The 16,186-nt window shown below is 68.0% G+C and carries 15 protein-coding genes, 1 tRNA gene and 1 pseudogene; 12 read left to right on the top strand and 5 right to left on the bottom strand.

Going from position 1 to position 16,186, the window contains the following annotated elements:
- From DI526_RS20670 to DI526_RS20680, 3 genes are all read left to right on the top strand, one after another.
- Window positions 1-796 (top strand): peptidylprolyl isomerase (locus DI526_RS20670; protein ID WP_304282070.1); only part of this gene is annotated, 796 nt, incomplete at its 5' end.
- A 1-nt stretch (window position 797) separates the two neighbouring features.
- On the top strand, window positions 798-1,640 hold the full coding sequence (locus DI526_RS20675; protein WP_304282073.1) for a peptidylprolyl isomerase: 843 nt from the start codon (window positions 798-800) through the stop codon (window positions 1,638-1,640).
- Window positions 1,641-1,731: 91 nt separating this feature from the next.
- Entirely contained in the window at window positions 1,732-2,199 is a 468-nt protein-coding gene (locus DI526_RS20680; protein WP_304282076.1) for a peptidylprolyl isomerase, read from the top strand.
- 53 nt (window positions 2,200-2,252) lie between these two features.
- Here the strand turns inward: DI526_RS20680 and DI526_RS20685 are convergent, their stop codons facing one another.
- Window positions 2,253-3,224 (bottom strand): endonuclease/exonuclease/phosphatase family protein, encoded by a 972-nt coding sequence (locus DI526_RS20685; protein ID WP_304282079.1) that lies wholly within the window; start codon window positions 3,222-3,224, stop codon window positions 2,253-2,255.
- A 120-nt stretch (window positions 3,225-3,344) separates the two neighbouring features.
- On the opposite strand from DI526_RS20685, the gene queA reads away from it, so the two are divergent.
- Window positions 3,345-4,451: a tRNA preQ1(34) S-adenosylmethionine ribosyltransferase-isomerase QueA gene (gene queA, locus DI526_RS20690; protein WP_304282082.1), complete on the top strand. Its 1,107-nt coding sequence runs from the start codon at window positions 3,345-3,347 to the stop codon at window positions 4,449-4,451.
- On the top strand, window positions 4,451-5,566 hold the full coding sequence (tgt, locus tag DI526_RS20695; protein ID WP_304282086.1) for a tRNA guanosine(34) transglycosylase Tgt: 1,116 nt from the start codon (window positions 4,451-4,453) through the stop codon (window positions 5,564-5,566). Before queA ends, tgt begins: the two co-directional genes overlap by 1 nt.
- 3 nt (window positions 5,567-5,569) lie before the next feature.
- Here the strand turns inward: tgt and DI526_RS20700 are convergent, their stop codons facing one another.
- Complete coding sequence (locus DI526_RS20700; RefSeq protein WP_304282088.1) at window positions 5,570-6,271, bottom strand: hypothetical protein; 702 nt, start codon at window positions 6,269-6,271, stop codon at window positions 5,570-5,572.
- Window positions 6,272-6,398: 127 nt separating this feature from the next.
- On the opposite strand from DI526_RS20700, the gene DI526_RS20705 reads away from it, so the two are divergent.
- The 5 genes from DI526_RS20705 (at window position 6,399) to DI526_RS20725 (ending at window position 9,934) form a co-directional block, all read left to right on the top strand.
- Window positions 6,399-6,473 (top strand) — tRNA-Lys (locus DI526_RS20705).
- 264 nt (window positions 6,474-6,737) lie between these two features.
- The gene (cysT, locus tag DI526_RS20710; protein ID WP_304282107.1) at window positions 6,738-7,601 is read left to right on the top strand and encodes a sulfate ABC transporter permease subunit CysT; all 864 of its coding nucleotides are present in this window, start codon (window positions 6,738-6,740) and stop codon (window positions 7,599-7,601) included.
- Window positions 7,601-8,461 (top strand): sulfate ABC transporter permease subunit CysW, encoded by an 861-nt coding sequence (cysW, locus tag DI526_RS20715; protein WP_304282091.1) that lies wholly within the window; start codon window positions 7,601-7,603, stop codon window positions 8,459-8,461. The genes cysT and cysW overlap by 1 nt, the downstream gene beginning before the upstream one ends.
- 16 nt (window positions 8,462-8,477) lie before the next feature.
- Window positions 8,478-9,497, top strand: a complete 1,020-nt coding sequence (locus tag DI526_RS20720; RefSeq protein WP_304282094.1) for a sulfate/molybdate ABC transporter ATP-binding protein — start codon at window positions 8,478-8,480, stop codon at window positions 9,495-9,497.
- A 92-nt stretch (window positions 9,498-9,589) separates the two neighbouring features.
- Window positions 9,590-9,934 carry a PilZ domain-containing protein gene (locus tag DI526_RS20725; RefSeq protein ID WP_304282097.1) on the top strand — a complete coding sequence of 115 codons (345 nt, stop codon included), beginning with the start codon at window positions 9,590-9,592 and terminating at the stop codon, window positions 9,932-9,934.
- Between the two features lie 12 nt (window positions 9,935-9,946).
- Here DI526_RS20725 and DI526_RS20730 read toward each other — a convergent pair whose 3' ends face one another.
- From DI526_RS20730 to DI526_RS20740, 3 genes are read right to left on the bottom strand one after another with little or no spacing between them, the layout of a single operon-like run.
- Entirely contained in the window at window positions 9,947-10,924 is a 978-nt protein-coding gene (locus DI526_RS20730; protein ID WP_304282098.1) for a transglutaminase family protein, read from the bottom strand.
- Between the two features lie 12 nt (window positions 10,925-10,936).
- Window positions 10,937-11,884 carry an alpha-E domain-containing protein gene (locus DI526_RS20735; protein ID WP_304282101.1) on the bottom strand — a complete coding sequence of 316 codons (948 nt, stop codon included), beginning with the start codon at window positions 11,882-11,884 and terminating at the stop codon, window positions 10,937-10,939.
- A complete protein-coding gene (locus DI526_RS20740; RefSeq protein ID WP_304282104.1) occupies window positions 11,881-13,392 on the bottom strand; it encodes a circularly permuted type 2 ATP-grasp protein in 1,512 nt (503 codons plus the stop codon). The genes DI526_RS20735 and DI526_RS20740 overlap by 4 nt, the downstream gene beginning before the upstream one ends.
- 271 nt (window positions 13,393-13,663) lie before the next feature.
- Here DI526_RS20740 and DI526_RS20745 point away from each other — a divergent pair, with 271 nt between their 5' ends.
- Both DI526_RS20745 and DI526_RS20750 read left to right on the top strand, forming a co-directional pair.
- Window positions 13,664-15,448, top strand: coding sequence for an autotransporter assembly complex family protein (locus tag DI526_RS20745; protein WP_304282110.1), 1,785 nt, complete (start codon window positions 13,664-13,666; stop codon window positions 15,446-15,448).
- Window positions 15,449-15,471: 23 nt separating this feature from the next.
- A pseudogene (locus DI526_RS20750) lies at window positions 15,472-16,186 on the top strand (translocation/assembly module TamB); the annotation flags it as partial.

The following is a 16,186-nucleotide window of genomic DNA, read 5'->3' on the forward strand; positions in this document are numbered from 1 at the left end:
GTCCGCCCAGACGGCTTCGGCCCAGACCGTCGCTCCAGCCGGCGCGGACTGGCGCGTGCCTGACCCTAACAACGTCATTGTGGTTGAGACGAACAAGGGGCGGATCATCGCCGAGCTCTATCCGCAGGCCGCGCCGCACCATATCGAGCGCGTGCGAGGCCTGGTGAAGAGCGGCTTCTATGACGGCCTGACGTTCTTCCGCGTGATCAGCGACTTCATGGCCCAGACTGGGGACCCGCAGAACACCGGCATGGGCGGCTCTGACCAGCCCAACCTGACCGCCGAGTTCAACTTCCGCCGCGGGGCGGACCTGCCGCTCGGCGCCGGGTTCAAGGTCGGCAGCAACGAGTCTGGCTGGATCGACGCCCTTCCGGTCACCAGCCAGAACGCGGCGCTCGCCTTGATGACCGCCGATCGCAAGGTCTCAACCTGGGGCAATTTCTGTCCTGGCGTGCTGGGCATGGCCCGGGCCGGCGACCCCGACAGCGCCAACAGCCAGTTCTTCTTCATGCGTCAGGCCAACGCCTCGCTGGACAAGACCTACACCGCCTTCGGCCGTGTCCTGCAGGGGCTGGATGTGGTCCGCGCGATCAAGACGGGCGAGCCCGTGCCCGATCCGCAGGACAAGATGCTGAGCGTGAAGCTGCTGGCCGACCTGCCCGCGGACAAGCGACCGAAGGTCCAGGTCATGGATACGCGATCGGCGGCCTTCAAGGCGCTCGTGACCAAGCGCCAGGGCGAAATGGGCGCAGGCTTCACCAATTGCGACATCGACATCCCCGTTCAGGTGAAATGAGATGACGCTGCTCCGCGCGCTGCCGCCCTGCCTGGCGCTCCTGATCAGCGCGAGCGCCGCCACGGCGGCGGCGCCGAGCAAGCCGACCGAAAGGGACTGGCGCACGCCAGCGCCGGAGACGATCCTGGTGATCGACACCAACAAGGGCCGTGTCCTTGTTGAGCTGGTCCCCGAGGTCGCGCCAAACCATGTCGCGCGCCTGCAGGAACTGACCCGCGCCGGTGTCTACGACGGCCGCACCTTCTTCCGGGTCATCGACCGATTCATGGCCCAGACGGGCGATCCGACCAACACGGGGGAGGGCGGCAGCGACAAGCCGAACCTGAAGGCCGAGTTCACCTTCCGCCGGACGGCCGAGACGCCCTTCGTTCCCATGGCCGCGCCGGCCGGGCTGGAAGTCGGCTACTTGAAATCGCTGCCGGTCGTCAGCCAGGCCTGGAGCTGGAGCGAAATGACCAGCGACCACAAGGTGGCGGCCTGGGGGACCTATTGCCCGGGCGTCGTCGGCATGGCGCGCGACGAGGACAACAACTCGGCCAACAGCCAGTTCTTCCTGATGCGCCAACCCTATCCCTCGCTGGATAAGCGCTACACGGCTTTTGGACGTGTCGTCAGCGGCCTGGACGTTGTGCGCGCCATCAAGACAGGCGAGCCGGTTGCGGCCCCGCAGGATCAGATGCTGAAGGTGCGACTGCTGTCGGACATGCCCGAGGCCGAGCGGCCGAAGGTGCGGCTTATCGACCCCAAGGGGCCGTGGTTCGCGGCTGAAACTCAACGCCTGCGGGCGTTGAAAGGCGCGGACTTCTCTGTTTGCGACCTCGAGCCGCCGGTCGAAATCCGCTAAGCGCCTGCCTGTTTGGGCGAGACTTGGTTCACAGGGCCCCCTGAACCGCGCTAGAAGCGCGGTCGCATCATCCGCCACATAAGGGAAGACCATGTCGGCCGACCTCGAAAACACCCTGATCCTGACGCTGGAGACCGGTCCGGTCACGATCAAGCTGCGCCCCGACCTGGCCCCCGGCCACGTCGAGCGGATCAAGGAGCTGGTGCGTGAAGGCTTCTACGACGGCGTCGTCTTCCACCGCGTGATCCCGGGCTTCATGGCCCAGGGCGGTGATCCGTCGGGCACCGGCCGCGGCGGCTCGGACAAGCCGGACCTGAAGGCCGAGTTCAACAAGGAGCCGCACGTGCGCGGCGTCTGCTCGATGGCCCGCACGCCCGATCCGAACTCGGCCAACAGCCAGTTCTTCATCGTGTTCGACGACGCCACCTTCCTGGACGGCCAGTACACGGTCTGGGGCCAGGTGGTCGAAGGCATGGAACACGTCGACGCCCTGCCCAAGGGCGAGCCGCCGAAGGCTCCGGGCAAGATCGTCAGCGCCAAGATCGCCGCCGACGCCTAAGCGTCTACGCATCGCCAAGTTTACGGCTCCGGACTGCGTGTCCGGAGCCGTTTTCATTTTTCTTGGCGCCTGAAGGTCACGACGATGGGATGGTGATCGGAGCCTATCGCCGGCCCGCGCTCGACCTTGACCGCTCGCCAGGCCGAGCCGGAATAGACATGGTCGATCGGCAGGATGGGGGCGGGCGCCGTCGCGACGCGCGAGAACTGGCCGGCCGGCCAGGAGGGCAGGGCGCGGGTCCATCGCTGGAGGCCCAAGGCTCGGTCTTGCCTCTTGAGCGTGAAAGACCACGGCGTCGAATTGAAGTCGCCCGCGATGATCAGGCTTTCGGGATCGAAGCCGGAGGCCGCCTTGACCAGCATCGCCGACTGGGCTTGCTGGCGGCCCGCTGGCAGAGGCCAGACATAGTGGACGCCGATGATCGGGATCGGTCCCGCAGGATTCTCGATCACCGCCCAGACGCCGGCCACGCCTCTCGGCAGAGCGCCGGAGGCGGTCATCTTCTTGCGTGAGAAGATCCAAGGCTCGCACCGGGCCGTCGCGCAGGACGTGAACGGATAGGCGGCGCGCAAGCCCTTGATGATCCGCCGCGCGGCGCCGCCGCCTTCTTCGATCACGACGATGTCGGCATCCTGCGCCAGCAACCACGCGAGGCTTCGCGCGGGCGCGTCGTTTTCCTCCCAGGCGTTGAACTGGATGAGCTTGAGATCGCCTGGGGCGATCGGTTCGGGCTTGTAGCGCGAGGCGCTCCAAACCTCTTCTCGGATCAGGAGCGCGGAGCCACACAGCGCAACGACGCCGAGGATCACGATCGCCTTGCGCTCGGCGCCCCTGGCGAAAGCGAGTCCGAGAATGACGGCGCCGGCGCCCATGCCGAGCCACAGCGGCGCCATATGGGTCAGGCTGTCGAGCGCGGGGCTGAGCGCGCCGCCGAGACTGGCGATGGCCAGGGTCGCGCCGACCAGGCCCAACATCAGGGCCGAGCCGCGCACCAGGAGACTCGAAAGTTGGGCGATCAGTCGCATGGGTTGCTGTTAGCACAGGCCGGCCGCCGTCATCGCCTCAAGTTGAGAGGGCGCCGCCGCCGCGCCGCGGCGCGCCTGACTCTTGACCTTCGCGGCCCATCGTGCGCTTGAAGCGCGCCCATGCGCCTTTCCGATTTCGACTTCGATCTGCCTGAGGATCGCATCGCCCTGCGACCCGCCGAGCCACGCGACGCCGCGCGCCTGCTGGTCGTGAGCCCTGGCCAGGGGCTGGCCGACCACGTCGTCCGCGATCTGCCGGACTTCCTGCGTCCTGGCGACGCCATGGTGTTCAACGACACGCGCGTGATCCCGGCGCGGCTTTCGGGACTCCGGGAGGGCCGCACCACGGGTGGGGCGGACGGCACGCCGGTCGCGGTCGAGGCCACCTTGCATCGCCGCGTGGCGCCCGATCGCTGGAGCGCGTTCATGCGGCCGGGCAAGCGGCTGAAGGTCGGGGATCGGGTGGCGTTCGGCGCGCGCGACGACTGCGCCTGCGAAGCCGACCGGCTGGACGCCACGGTCGCCGAGAAGCACGAAGGCGGCGAGGTGGTGCTGACCTTCGATCTCTCTGGACCTGACCTCGATCTGGGCGTCGCCCGTCACGGCGACATGCCGCTGCCGCCTTACATCGCCGCCAAGCGCGGCGAGGACGAGCGCGACCGCGCCGACTATCAGACCGTCTATGCACGCGAAGACGGCTCCGTCGCCGCCCCCACCGCCGGGCTGCATTTCACGCCCGATCTGCTGGACGCCCTCAAGGCCAAGGGCGTCTCGACGCACTTCGTCACGCTGCACGTGGGGGCGGGGACCTTCCTGCCGGTCAAGACCGACGATGTCTCCGAACACAAGATGCACGCCGAGTACGGCCAGGTGACCCGTGAGGTCGCCGACGCCCTGAACGCCGCCCGGGCCGCCGGCGGCCGGATCGTCTGTGTCGGCACCACGAGCCTGCGCCTGCTGGAGAGCGCCACCGGCGAGGACGGCGTCGTGGCGCCGTTCGCCGACGAGACCGCGATCTTCATTACGCCAGGCTATCGCTTCCGCGCGGCCGACGTGCTGATGACAAATTTCCACCTGCCCAAGTCGACCCTGTTCATGCTGGTCAGCGCTTTCGCCGGACGCGAGACGATGCGCGCGGCCTATGAGCACGCCATATCGACGGGCTATCGCTTCTATTCCTATGGCGACGGCAGCCTGCTGTTCCGCGCCGAGCCCGAGAGCCGCTGATGGCCGCGTTCCCCTTCGAGATCAAAGCCACGGACGGCAAGGCGCGCACCGGCGTCCTCAAGACCCCGCGCGGCGACATCCGCACGCCGGCCTTCATGCCGGTGGGGACGGCCGCCACGGTCAAGGCGATGACCGTCGACCAGGTCAAGGACACCGGCGCCGACATCATCCTGGGCAACACCTACCACCTGATGCTGCGGCCCTCGGCCGAGCGGGTGGCGCGGCTGGGCGGACTGCACAAGTTCATGCGCTGGGACAAGCCGATCCTGACCGACAGCGGCGGCTTCCAGGTCATGAGCCTGTCGGGCATCAGCAAGCTTACCGAGGAGGCCGTCACCTTCTCCAGTCACGTCGACGGCTCCAAGCACGTCCTGACGCCCGAGCGGTCGATCGAGATCCAGGCCGACCTGCTGGGCAGCGATATCGTCATGCAACTGGACGAGTGCGTCGCTTGGCCCGCCGAGGAGGCACGGGCGCGCAAGGGCATGGAGCTCTCGGCGCGCTGGGCCAGGCGCTCGAAGGACGCCTTCGGGACCCGCGACACCCAGGCCCTGTTTGGCATCCAGCAGGGCTCGACCTTCGAGAACCTGCGCCGTGAATCTTCCGAGAAGCTGCAGGAGATCGGCTTCGACGGCTACGCGATCGGCGGCTTGGCGGTCGGGGAGGGGCACGAGGCGATGTGCGAGGTCCTGGACTACGCGCCAGGGCTGCTGCCGCACGACCGTCCTCGCTACCTGATGGGTGTCGGCAAGCCTATCGACCTGGTCGAGGCCGTGGCGCGCGGCGTCGACATGTTCGACTGCGTGCTGCCGACCCGTTCGGGCCGACACGGCCAGGCCTGGACCTGGGACGGGCCGATCAATCTGAAGAACGCCAAGTACGCCGAGGATGACACGCCGCTGGATCCGACCAGCGACTGCCCGGCCAGCCGCGACTACTCCAAGGCCTATCTGCGCCACCTGTTCAAGGCCGAGGAGATCCTGGGCCAGGTGCTGCTGTCCTGGCACAACATCGCCTTCTTCCAGGCGCTGACCGCCGCCATGCGCGCGGCGATCGCCGAAGGCCGTTTCGAGCAGTTCCGCCGCGACTTCGCGGCCCGACATCTGGCCCAGTAGAGGTCAGTAGGCGGGCCCCTTCGGCACGGTCGGCGCTTCCTCCTTGTGGATGGGGAAGCGCGGCCGGCGCGGTCCGTACGGATCGGGCGGCGGCGGCAGGCCAGGCTCGACGACAGGCGGTGGCGTCGGCGGCTTGTGCTGCGGCGTGGCGGGCGGAGAGCAACCGCGCGATTCTCCCAGGCCCTTAAGATAGGCGCGCCGAACGGCGCCGGACGCGATGGCGGCCTGAACGAGCCGGTCATGCCGCTCGGCGCCCGTCAGCTTACGCACCCAACCCCTAAAGGGGATCATGTCCTGCGCGGCGCTGGCCACGGCGCCCAACGCCGCCGTGCCCGCGGCCTTGCGTCCGCGATCCATCAGGTCCTCGTCCTGGTCGGCGGGCGTGCGGTCGAGGTCGTCGCCCAGGGCGGCGTCGAGCAAGCTCACCTGAGCCACCAGAGTCGCGCAGTTGGCGACGACGGGCCGCATATAGGGGTCGTCCATGGCCTCCAGCAGCACGCGCGGGATCTTGGTGCGAATGACGTTCACGTCGCGTAGCGGCGCGGTCATGGCCCCGGTGATTCCCTCCTTGTTGGCGTCCGAGGTCGACTTGATGCGCTCGTCAGCGTCGGTCTGCGGCGGAATCGCGCCGGCCTGTTGTCGCGCCCAGGCTCCACCGGCGGCCGTCACCGCCAGAAAGGTCGCTAAAAGCAAGGTCCTACGCATGACTCACCCTAACCTGCTCACAGCTTTACCACTCTGGCCGACAAAAACGGCGAAACCGTGCTTGCGACCGCGACAACCCCCGACTATGGTCCGCGCCGCTTCCACCGGTCCCCGCCGGATCGTGAGCGGGCCGGTAGCTCAGTGGTAGAGCATTCGACTTTTAATCGAATGGTCCTGGGTTCGAGTCCCAGCCGGCCTACCAAACTCAAGTCTCTGTTGTGAAAAAAGTTTCGACGCCGCGAGCAGGGCGCGGCGTGCGCGGCTCTGACCGCGTCGCTTGCAACGCGCCGCGCGGCTTCGCCAGTTTTTCTCCATCCGCCATCCGCCTTTTCTCGTTTGCCCCATGGTCGTGGTAGAGATTTAAGCGGCTCAGTTTTCACGACGCGGCGGGACCGGGAACGATCCTGCGCGTTCAGCCTCAACTAGAGCCATGTGGCGAGCCCGGACCCTGGACGACGATCAGACGATGACCGCCGACACCGCCGAGCGCCGGCCGCCGGCCAAGCGACCGCTGTTCCGCCGCCGCTCGGCGATTCCGGGCTTCGGCCTGACCATGGGCGTCACCCTGAGCGTGCTGTCGCTGATCGTCCTGATCCCGCTTTCGGCTGTGGTGCTGAAGGCCGCTCAGCAGTCGCCGGCCGAATTCTGGACCGTCGCCACCTCTCAGCGGGCCATGGCCGCCTATCGTCTGACGTTCGGCGCGGCCTTCGTTGCGGCCCTGGTCAACGGCGTGTTTGGCGTCCTGACGGCCTGGGCCCTAGTCCGGTACGAGTTTCCCGGCAAGACCATCGTCAACGCCCTGGTCGACCTGCCGTTCGCCCTGCCGACGGCGGTGGCCGGCATCGCCCTGGCGACGCTGTATTCGCCGAACGGCTGGGTAGGCCAGTTCCTCACGCCGCTGGGGCTCAAGGCGGCCTACAATCCCATCGGGGTGACCATCGCCCTGATCTTCATCGGCCTGCCGTTCGTGGTCCGCACCATCGAGCCCGTGCTGCGCGACGCCGCCGAGGACGTCGAGGAGGCGGCCGCCAGCCTGGGCGCGACCCGTCTCGACACCATCATCCGCATCGTCCTGCCGGCCCTGGCGCCCGCCTGGCTGACCGGCTTCGCCCTGGCCTTCGCGCGGGGCGTGGGCGAGTACGGCTCGGTGATCTTCATCGCCGGCAACATGCCCTACAAGTCCGAGATCGCGCCGCTGCTGATCATCATCCAGCTGGAGCAGTTCGAATATGCGCGCGCCGCGACGATCGCGGTCGTCATGCTGGCGGTCTCGTTCACGATGCTGCTGATCATCAACGCCATTCAAGCCTGGTCGCGGAGGTTCGCCTGATGAGCGCTGTCGCCCCGCGCCATCGCCGCGCCACCGATGATCCCATCTGGGCCAAGGTCCTGGTGATCGGCACGGTCATGACCTTCCTGGCGCTGGTCCTGATCCTGCCTCTGGCGGCCGTGTTCGCCGAGGCGCTGCGCAAGGGCCTGGACGCCGCCTTGGCCGCGGTCTCCAACCCCGACGCCCTGGCCGCGGTCAAGCTGACCTTGATCACCGCCGCCATCGCCGTGCCGTTCAACGCGGTGTTCGGCCTGTGCGCCTCCTGGGCGGTGGCCAAGCATGATTTCTGGGGCAAGCCCTTCCTGATCACCCTGATCGACCTGCCGTTCTCGGTGTCGCCGGTGGTCGCGGGCCTGATCTATGTGCTCGTCTTCGGCCTACAGGGCTGGATGGGCGAGTGGCTGCTGGACAACGACCTGAAGATCATCTTCGCAGTGCCCGGCATCGTGCTGGCCACCATCTTCGTGACCTTCCCGTTCGTCGCGCGGGAACTGATCCCGCTGATGCAGGAGCAGGGGACCAGCGAGGAAGAGGCCGCCGTGTCGATGGGCGCCAGCGGTCTTTACACGTTTTGGCGGGTGACCGCGCCTAACGTCCGCTGGGGCCTGCTGTACGGCGTGCTGTTATGCAACGCCCGCGCCATGGGCGAATTCGGAGCCGTGTCGGTGGTCAGCGGCCACATCCGCGGCCTGACCAACACCATGCCTCTGCACGTCGAGATCCTCTACAACGAGTACGACTTCGTCGGCGCCTTCGCCGTCGCGGCCCTGCTGTGCCTGCTGGCGGTCGTGACGCTTGTCCTGAAGACGGCGCTTGAAGTCGCCCAGCCCGACGTTCGCGCCGGGCGCGGCGGACACTGAACGGACTGAACGGCCCATGACCATCTCCATCCGCTCTGTCGAAAAGACATTCGGCCGCTATCCGGCCCTCAACAAGGTCGACCTCGAGATCGCCGATGGCGAGCTGCTGGCGCTATTGGGCCCTTCGGGGTCGGGCAAGACGACTCTTCTGCGCACGATCGCCGGCCTGGAGTTCCCCGACCAGGGACAGGTGCTGTTCCACGGCGAGGATGTCACCTACGCCTCGGCGGCCGCGCGCCGCGTCGGCTTCGTGTTCCAGCAGTATGCGCTGTTCAAGCATATGACCGTGGCCAAGAACATCGCGTTCGGCCTCGATGTCCGGAAGGGCAAGGACAAGCCGTCCAAGACCGAGATCGCCCAGCGGGTCGAGGATCTGTTGAAGCTGGTCGAACTGGAAGGGCTCGGTCAGCGCTATCCGTCGCAGCTCTCGGGCGGCCAGCGCCAGCGGGTGGCTCTGTCGCGGGCGCTGGCGGTTCAGCCCAGCGTCCTGCTGCTCGACGAGCCCTTCGGCGCGCTGGACGCCACGGTCCGCAAGTCGCTACGTCGCGAGCTCCGGCGCGTGCACGACGCCACCGGCGTCACCACGATCTTCGTGACTCACGACCAGGAGGAGGCGCTGGAGCTGGCGGATCGGGTCGCGATCCTGAACCAGGGGCGCATCGAGCAGATCGGGACGCCGGACCAGGTGCATGATCAGCCGGCCTCCGCCTTCGTCTGCGGCTTCGTAGGCGAGGCCAACACCTTCGAAGGACAGGTTCAGGGCGGCCGGTTCAGCGCGGGCGCCTTGGCCTTGCCCGCCGGTGGCGTGCGCGATGGGGCGGCGACGGCCTATGTCCGGCCGCATGACCTCGTGCTGGACGACGACGGCTTCGAGGTGCGCGTGGACCGCGCCCATGTGCAGGGCGCCCTGACCACGGTCAACGGCACGACGGCGGACGGGCGCCGCATCGAGATCAGCGCCTCCAGGGCCGAAGCGGGCCGTTTCCAGGGATCAGTCCGGGTGGCCGCCCGAAAGGCGCACGTCTACGCCGCCTGACAAGCGCGACTGCAACGACCGAGAGCCGCACAGGAAATAGAAAGAGTTGCGGTGCATTATACTGGCGACGGGGCGCTAGTTTCGAAGGTCGTTTGTCTATGGTCGAGCTTTCAGGCGTGGAGCGCCGCGCGCATCCTCGGATGCCGGCGACGCGCAAAATCTACATTGTCGACGATCCGCGCTCCTGGAAGTGCTCGCTGCTCGACGTCGCGGAGCGTGGCGCACGCCTGTCCACGGCCGGCGTTACGCCGCCGCCCGATCGCTTCATCTTCGTCGACGCCGGCGGGCGCCGGGTGCACCTGGCCGAAGTCGTCTGGCGTTCCTCGGTCGAGGCTGGCGTCCAGTTCCTGCAGACGGAGCGGATCGGCCCCCGCGCTGGCGGCGCCGCCGGAGCCCTCGAGATCGCCCGGCGCTTCGCGGCCACGCTTCCGCGCTGACCGCCGCGTCGCCTACTGCTGTTGTTGCTGCTGCTGCTGGTGCAGATCTTCGCGGACGGCGGTGGGGCGACGGCGACCGCCGGCGAAGGTGGGGCGCGCCATGCGCAGGAACTCCGGCTCGGCCAGCGCCGCCCGGGCCCTCCGAACGCTGACGCCGACGGCCAGCTGGCTCTCGGCGTCGCCCTTGTAGACGCCTCGAGAGGGCGTCACGTCCGCGTAGTCGCGCCCGACGGCCACAGCCACATGCCGCTCGCCCGCCATCATGTTGTTGGTGGGGTCGAACCCGACCCATCGCAGACTGGGCAGGAACACCTCGACCCAGGCATGGGTGGCGTCCGGGTCCGAGCGGTCGCCAGCCTCGCGGTCGGTGAACAGATAGCCTGACACATAGCGCGCCGGCACGCCCCAGCCGCGGCAGACCGCCAGCATGATGTGGGCGAAGTCCTGGCAGACGCCCCGACCGGCGCTAAGCGCCAGGTCGATCGGGCTGTCGGCGTCGGTGACGCCCGGTTGGTACTCGAAGGCGCTGTAGATCGTTTCGGACAGGGTCCGCACCGCCGTCAGCGGGTCCTTGCGGCGCAGGGCGTCGATGTCGTGTTCGTTGATGAAGGTCTGCAGCGCTTCGGTCGTCTGGACGAAACCGTGCGGTCGCAGGAAGTCGAAGCACTCGCCACGCACGAACTCGCTGCGCATCCGATCCCATTCGCCCATGTCCAGGCGATCGGGGCGTTCCGGAGGCGCTTCGGTCTCCACGGCGGAGCGGGCGACGATGGTCAGGTTGTCGTGCGGCTGCGGCACGTCGAAGTGGTAGACGGCGTTGCCGAAGCTATCGGCGTAGGAGAACACCTGGGCGGCCGGCTCCAGGTCCAGTTCGAAACTGACCAGCCGCTGGCGCGCGGTCTTCTGGGGCTGCATCCACAGCTCCATCAGGCTTTCCCGCACCGGGCGCTCGTAGTGGTACTGGGTGACGTGGCGGATTTCGAGCAGCAAGGGCGGTGACCTCTAGGCCGGCAGGCGCATTTCGAGCGGATAGGCCACGAAGGTCTCGTAGATCGCTTCATGGATGCGGGCGCACTCATTGACGACCGTGGTCAGCAACGGCCCGGCGCCGAGGGCCTTCAACTCGTCGACATCGGCATATTGCAGACGCGCCTTCAGACGTCCCGCGAGCCGTTCCGGACCCGCCCGTTCGCCGGCCGAAACACTGCGGGTGAGGGCGGTCAGGTGCTGCTCGATCTGGGCCGTGGCGAAGCGGATCGAGCGAGGGAAGTCCTCGTCGAAGACCAGGAACTCAAGAATGTGCCGGGGTTCGATCTCGGCCGTGTAGACCCGCAGATAGGGCTCCAGGGCGCAGGCCATGCGCAGCACGCTGACCAGGGCGACGTGGTCGTCCAGGCGGCCGTGGCGCGGCGAGTCGGCGAAGCAGACCTCCAGCAGGCGCGACACCAGCTGGGCGCGCTCCATGTAGATGCCCAGCATCATGAAGCGCCAGCTCTCGCCGTGGCTCATGGTGGTGTCAGCCGCGCCCTTGAACAGGTGCAGGTCGGCGATGACGTCGTGCAGGAAGCTGGACGAACTGTCCGAGAATTCCTTGGCCGCCCGCGGATCGGTGACCTTCAGATAAAGCAAGTTCAGCCGCTCCCAGGTCTCGGTCGTGATCTGATCGCGGACCTGGCGGGCGTTCTCGCGCGCGCGGGCCAGGGACGACACGACCGAGTTGGGGTCCTGGCGGTCGAGCACCAGCTTCCGCGCGGCCTCGAACGAGGCGACGTCGGCGCCATCGCCAGGCTCGCCGACGGCGGCCATGGCGATCCAGACCGCGTGGGCCCCCGCGTCGGTCTGGTCCAGGGTGGCGTTCAGCATCACGCTGGACAGGCGCGAGAGGTGCTCGGCCCGTTCAATGTATCGGCCCAGCCAGTAGAGGCTGTCGGCGACGCGAGCGAGCATCATGGACGCGCATTCCCGTTGGTAGGCGCTGGGTCGTCGGCCAGGACCCAGGTGTCCTTGGAGCCGCCGCCCTGGCTGGAATTGACCACCAGCGAACCGCGCTTCAGCGCCACGCGGGTCAGGGCGCCGGGCGTAACGATCGTCTTCTCTCCGGACAGGATGAAGGGGCGCAGGTCGACGTGACGCGGTTCGATCCGCCCATCGACCAGGCATGGGGCGGTCGACAGCTGGATGGTTGGCTGGGCGATATAGTTTTCGGGATCGGCCTTGATCGCCTCGGCGAAGGCCTCGCGCTCGGCCTGCGAGGCGTGCGGGCCCACCAGCATGCCATAGCCGCCGGACGCACCGACCGCCTTGACCACCAGCTTGTCGAGATTGGCCAGCACGTGGTTCAGCTGGCGCGGCTCGCGGCAGAGATAGGTCTCGATATTGGGCAGGATGGCGTCTTCGCCGAGATAATAGCGAATGATGTCGGGGACATAGGCGTAGACGGCCTTGTCGTCGGCAACGCCGGTGCCCGGCGCGTTGCAGATCACCACGTTGCCGGCCCGATAGGCGTTGAACAGCCCCGCAGCGCCCAGCGAGGAGTCGCGCCGGAAGGTCAGGGGGTCGATGAAGTCGTCGTCGACCCGGCGGTAGATCACGTCCACGCGGCGCAGGCCGGTGGTGGTGCGCATGTAGACCATGTTCTCGTGCACCACGAGGTCGCGGCCCTCGACCAGCGGCACGCCCATCAGGCGCGCGAGATAGGCGTGCTCGTAATAGGCGCTGTTGTAGACGCCCGGCGTCAGCACCACGACCTGCGGGTTCGAGCGCCAGTCGGCGGTCATGCTCTTCAGCGTGGCCAGCAGCAGGTCGGGGTAACGCTCGACCGGCCGCACCCCGGCGGCGCGATAGGTGCCGGGGAAGGTCCGCTTGGCCGCATCGCGGTTGGCCAGCATGTACGACACGCCCGAGGGGACGCGCAGATTGTCCTCCAGCACCGCGAACTGCCCGTCCTGGCAGCGGATCAGGTCGCTGCCGCAGACATTGGCGTAGGCCTTGTGCGGCACATAGAGGTGCTGCATCTCGCGGCGATAGGAGGGCGCGCCCAGCACCAGCTCGCGCGGCACGACGCCGTCCATCAGGATCTGCTGGTCGCCGTAGATGTCGTCGAGAAAGAGATTCAGCGCGCGCAGGCGCTGCGTCAGGCCCGCTTCGATGCGGGCCCACTCCGCGGCGTGAATGATGCGCGGGAACAGGTCGGTCGGAATAATCCGCTCGGTGGTGTTCTCGGCCCCATAGACGGTGAACGTGATGCCTTGGAGCAGGAACGAGCGCTCAAGGGTCCTCTGGCGCCCGGCCAGTTCATCGGCGCCGAGGGTCGACATCCGGGAATGCAGCGGCCCGTAGTGCTCGCGCACCGCGCCGTCTGGCGCAAACATTTCGTCATAGGCGACGCCGGGAAGGTAAGCGGCCTCCATCGTCGGCAGGGGCGGGGCTTCCGCCAAGGTCTGGGTCATCCCCGCCATGCTTTTTTCCAGGCCCATCATCCGCCTTGAGATCGTCTTCGTCTTGGACGCGGCGCCAAGACGTCCGCCTGAGGACTCTACGGCTTGGCGGCCTCCGAGGTCGAGGGATTCGACCTTCGCCGCGCCTTTACGCACGACTGCTCAGCATTTGGGCGCCTCGTGGTCGATTTGAGAAGCGACGATCTCGGCTCATCCATGCATTTCGGATCGTGACACGGGCGCCACCCCAGACTACAGCAGGGGCGGGGGCGCTTCGCGCGGGGAAAGAGAACTGGTGCTTGGGCGAACTTCCCTGGCTTTCACGGCGATAGCTTGGCTAGCCGCCTCCTCGGCCTGGGCTGACGAACCGATGGCCCAGATCCAGGGCGTGGAGGATAAGGCCCTTCGGGAAGCCATCCAGCGCGCCTTGACGCAATCCAAGCATCCCGCGCAGAGCCGGGCCGAAGCGCGTCGGCGCGCGAGGCAAGCGGGCGAGGACGTGATCGCCGTCCTGCGGGCCGAGGGCTACTACGCCTACACCGTCGAGCCGGACGTTCTTGAAGGCGAGCCGCCGCGGGCCGTGGTCAAGGTGACGCCGGGACCGGTCTTCGTAATCGCCGATCCGAAAATCGACTGGGCGGGCGATCCTCCCGATGAAGGAACGCGCCAGCGCGCCGCCTCCTCCATGCGCCTGACCTTGGGCGAGCCCGGCCGGTCCGCCGACGTGGTCGGCGCCGAAGGGCGCGTCGTGGCCCAGGTGGCCAAGCTGGGTTACGCCGACGCCGAAGCCCAGCCGCGAGAGGTGATCGTCGACCACGCGGACCACACCGTTCGCCCATCCTTCAGGATCTCGGCGGGCGAGCTCGTCCACCTCGATGGCGTCGAACTGGTCACCAAGGGGCGCACCAATCCTGTTTGGGTCGGGCGGCTCGCGCCCTGGGTCGCGGGGGATGTCTACGATCCGGAGGATGTCGCCGAGCTCGAGCGGCGCCTGCGCGACACCAGCGTCTACGATTCGATCTCCGTGGCCTTGGCGGGGCCGGACAAGGCGACCGCCGATGGGTTCAGACCCGTGGTCGTCACGCTGGCGGACCGGCGCGCGCGGACGATCGAACTGGGCGCTGGATACTCGACCAGCGAGGGCGCCGGTGTCGACGCCAAGTGGATCCGCTACAATCGATTGAAGCGGGCCGACACGACGACCTATTCGCTCCGTTTCGCCAAGCTGGAGCAGAGCGTCGGCGCCGAAATTTCGCTGCCGCATTGGCGGCGCCCGCAGCAGACCCTGAAGCTGAGCAGCGCGCTGTTCCGCAACGACACCGACGCCTACAACGAAACCGGCGGCCGCGTGGGGGTCGATGTCACGCGTCGTCGGCAGACGACGGCCTATCGCACCTTGGGCGTCACCTTGGATCTGTCGCAGACCAAGGAGCAGCTGAACCGCAACGGCTCCGTGGCGGGGCGCAAGCTCAACCTCGCGACCCTGGCGGGCCTGGCGGCCTACGCCTGGGACTTTTCGGACAACATCCTGGACCCGAAGCGCGGGTGGCGGCTCGAGGCGCGGGGGGAGCCGACCTATGTGATCGGCGACACCACCTTGCCCTATCTCAAGCTGACGACGCAGGGCTCGGCCTATCTTCCGTTCGGCAAGACCTACAGCACCGTGCTGGCCGGCCGGGTGAAGCTCGGGGCCATTGTCGGCGGCGGCATTCCGCAGGTGCCCGCCGCGAGGCGGTTCTACGCGGGCGGCGGCGGATCGGTGCGCGGCTATGCCTACCAGGCCATCGGCCCGCGACTATCGGACAACACCCCGCAGGGCGGCGTGTCGCTGGTCGAGACCTCGCTTGAGCTTCGCCAGAAGGTCACGGGGCGCTGGAGCGGCGTCGCCTTCATCGACGCCGGCGCGATCGGCACCCATGAGACGCCCCAGCGCGAAGACTTCCGGGCCGGCGCTGGCCTCGGCGTCCGCTATGATCTCGGCTTTGGCCCGATCCGCGCCGACGTCGCGGTGCCGCTGGGCCGACGCACGGGCGACCCCGCGTTCCAGATCTATCTCAGCATCGGGCAAAGCTTTTGAGCGGCGAGCAGGACAAGCCTGATCTGGCGGAAACGGTCGCTCAGGCCGCCGACGCGGCGAGCGAGACGGCCGTCAAGGCCGCCAAGAAGATCGGCTGGGGCGGCGCGATCCTGATCGCCGCGGCGATCCTCGCCTCTATCCTCGTGGTCATGGCTGGCGGTCTGCGCCTGGCGCCGATCACGCCCCAGGGGCGCATGTTCCTGGAGGCGCGCGCCTCGGGCCTGAAGCTCGGGCGGATCGGCAAGCTGAGGATCGAAGGCCTGTCGGGTGATATCTGGAAGGACTTCGGCGTCCGCCGCCTGACCATTTCCGACGAGCAGGGCGTGTGGCTGGAAGCGCACGATCTGCACGTGGCCTGGCGCGCCACCGAGCTCTTTGGCCGCCGCTTTCACGCCGAACGGATCGACGCCCGCGACGTGATCGTCCTGCGTCGCCCGACCTTGGCTCCCAAGGGCAAGTCGAGCGCGGCGCCGGTCTCGGTCGACCTCGACGCTTTCGCCTTTCGCCTGCTGATGCGGCCGGCGTTCAGCGGCCGCGACGGCGATTTCGACGTCGCCGGCGCCTACGAGATGGCTCGGCGCGGCGGTCAGAAGGGCAAGCTGGCGGTGGCCTCGCGGCTGCACCCCGGCGACCACTTGGCCCTCGATTTCGACCTCGGCCGCTCCAAGAGCCTGCATCTGGCGGCGGACGCCATCGAGGCGAACGGCGGGGCGATCGCCGGCGCGCTGGGCCTGCCCG

Source organism: Caulobacter segnis, assembly GCF_003243465.1.
In the GTDB taxonomy this organism is placed as follows: domain Bacteria; phylum Pseudomonadota; class Alphaproteobacteria; order Caulobacterales; family Caulobacteraceae; genus Caulobacter; species Caulobacter segnis_A.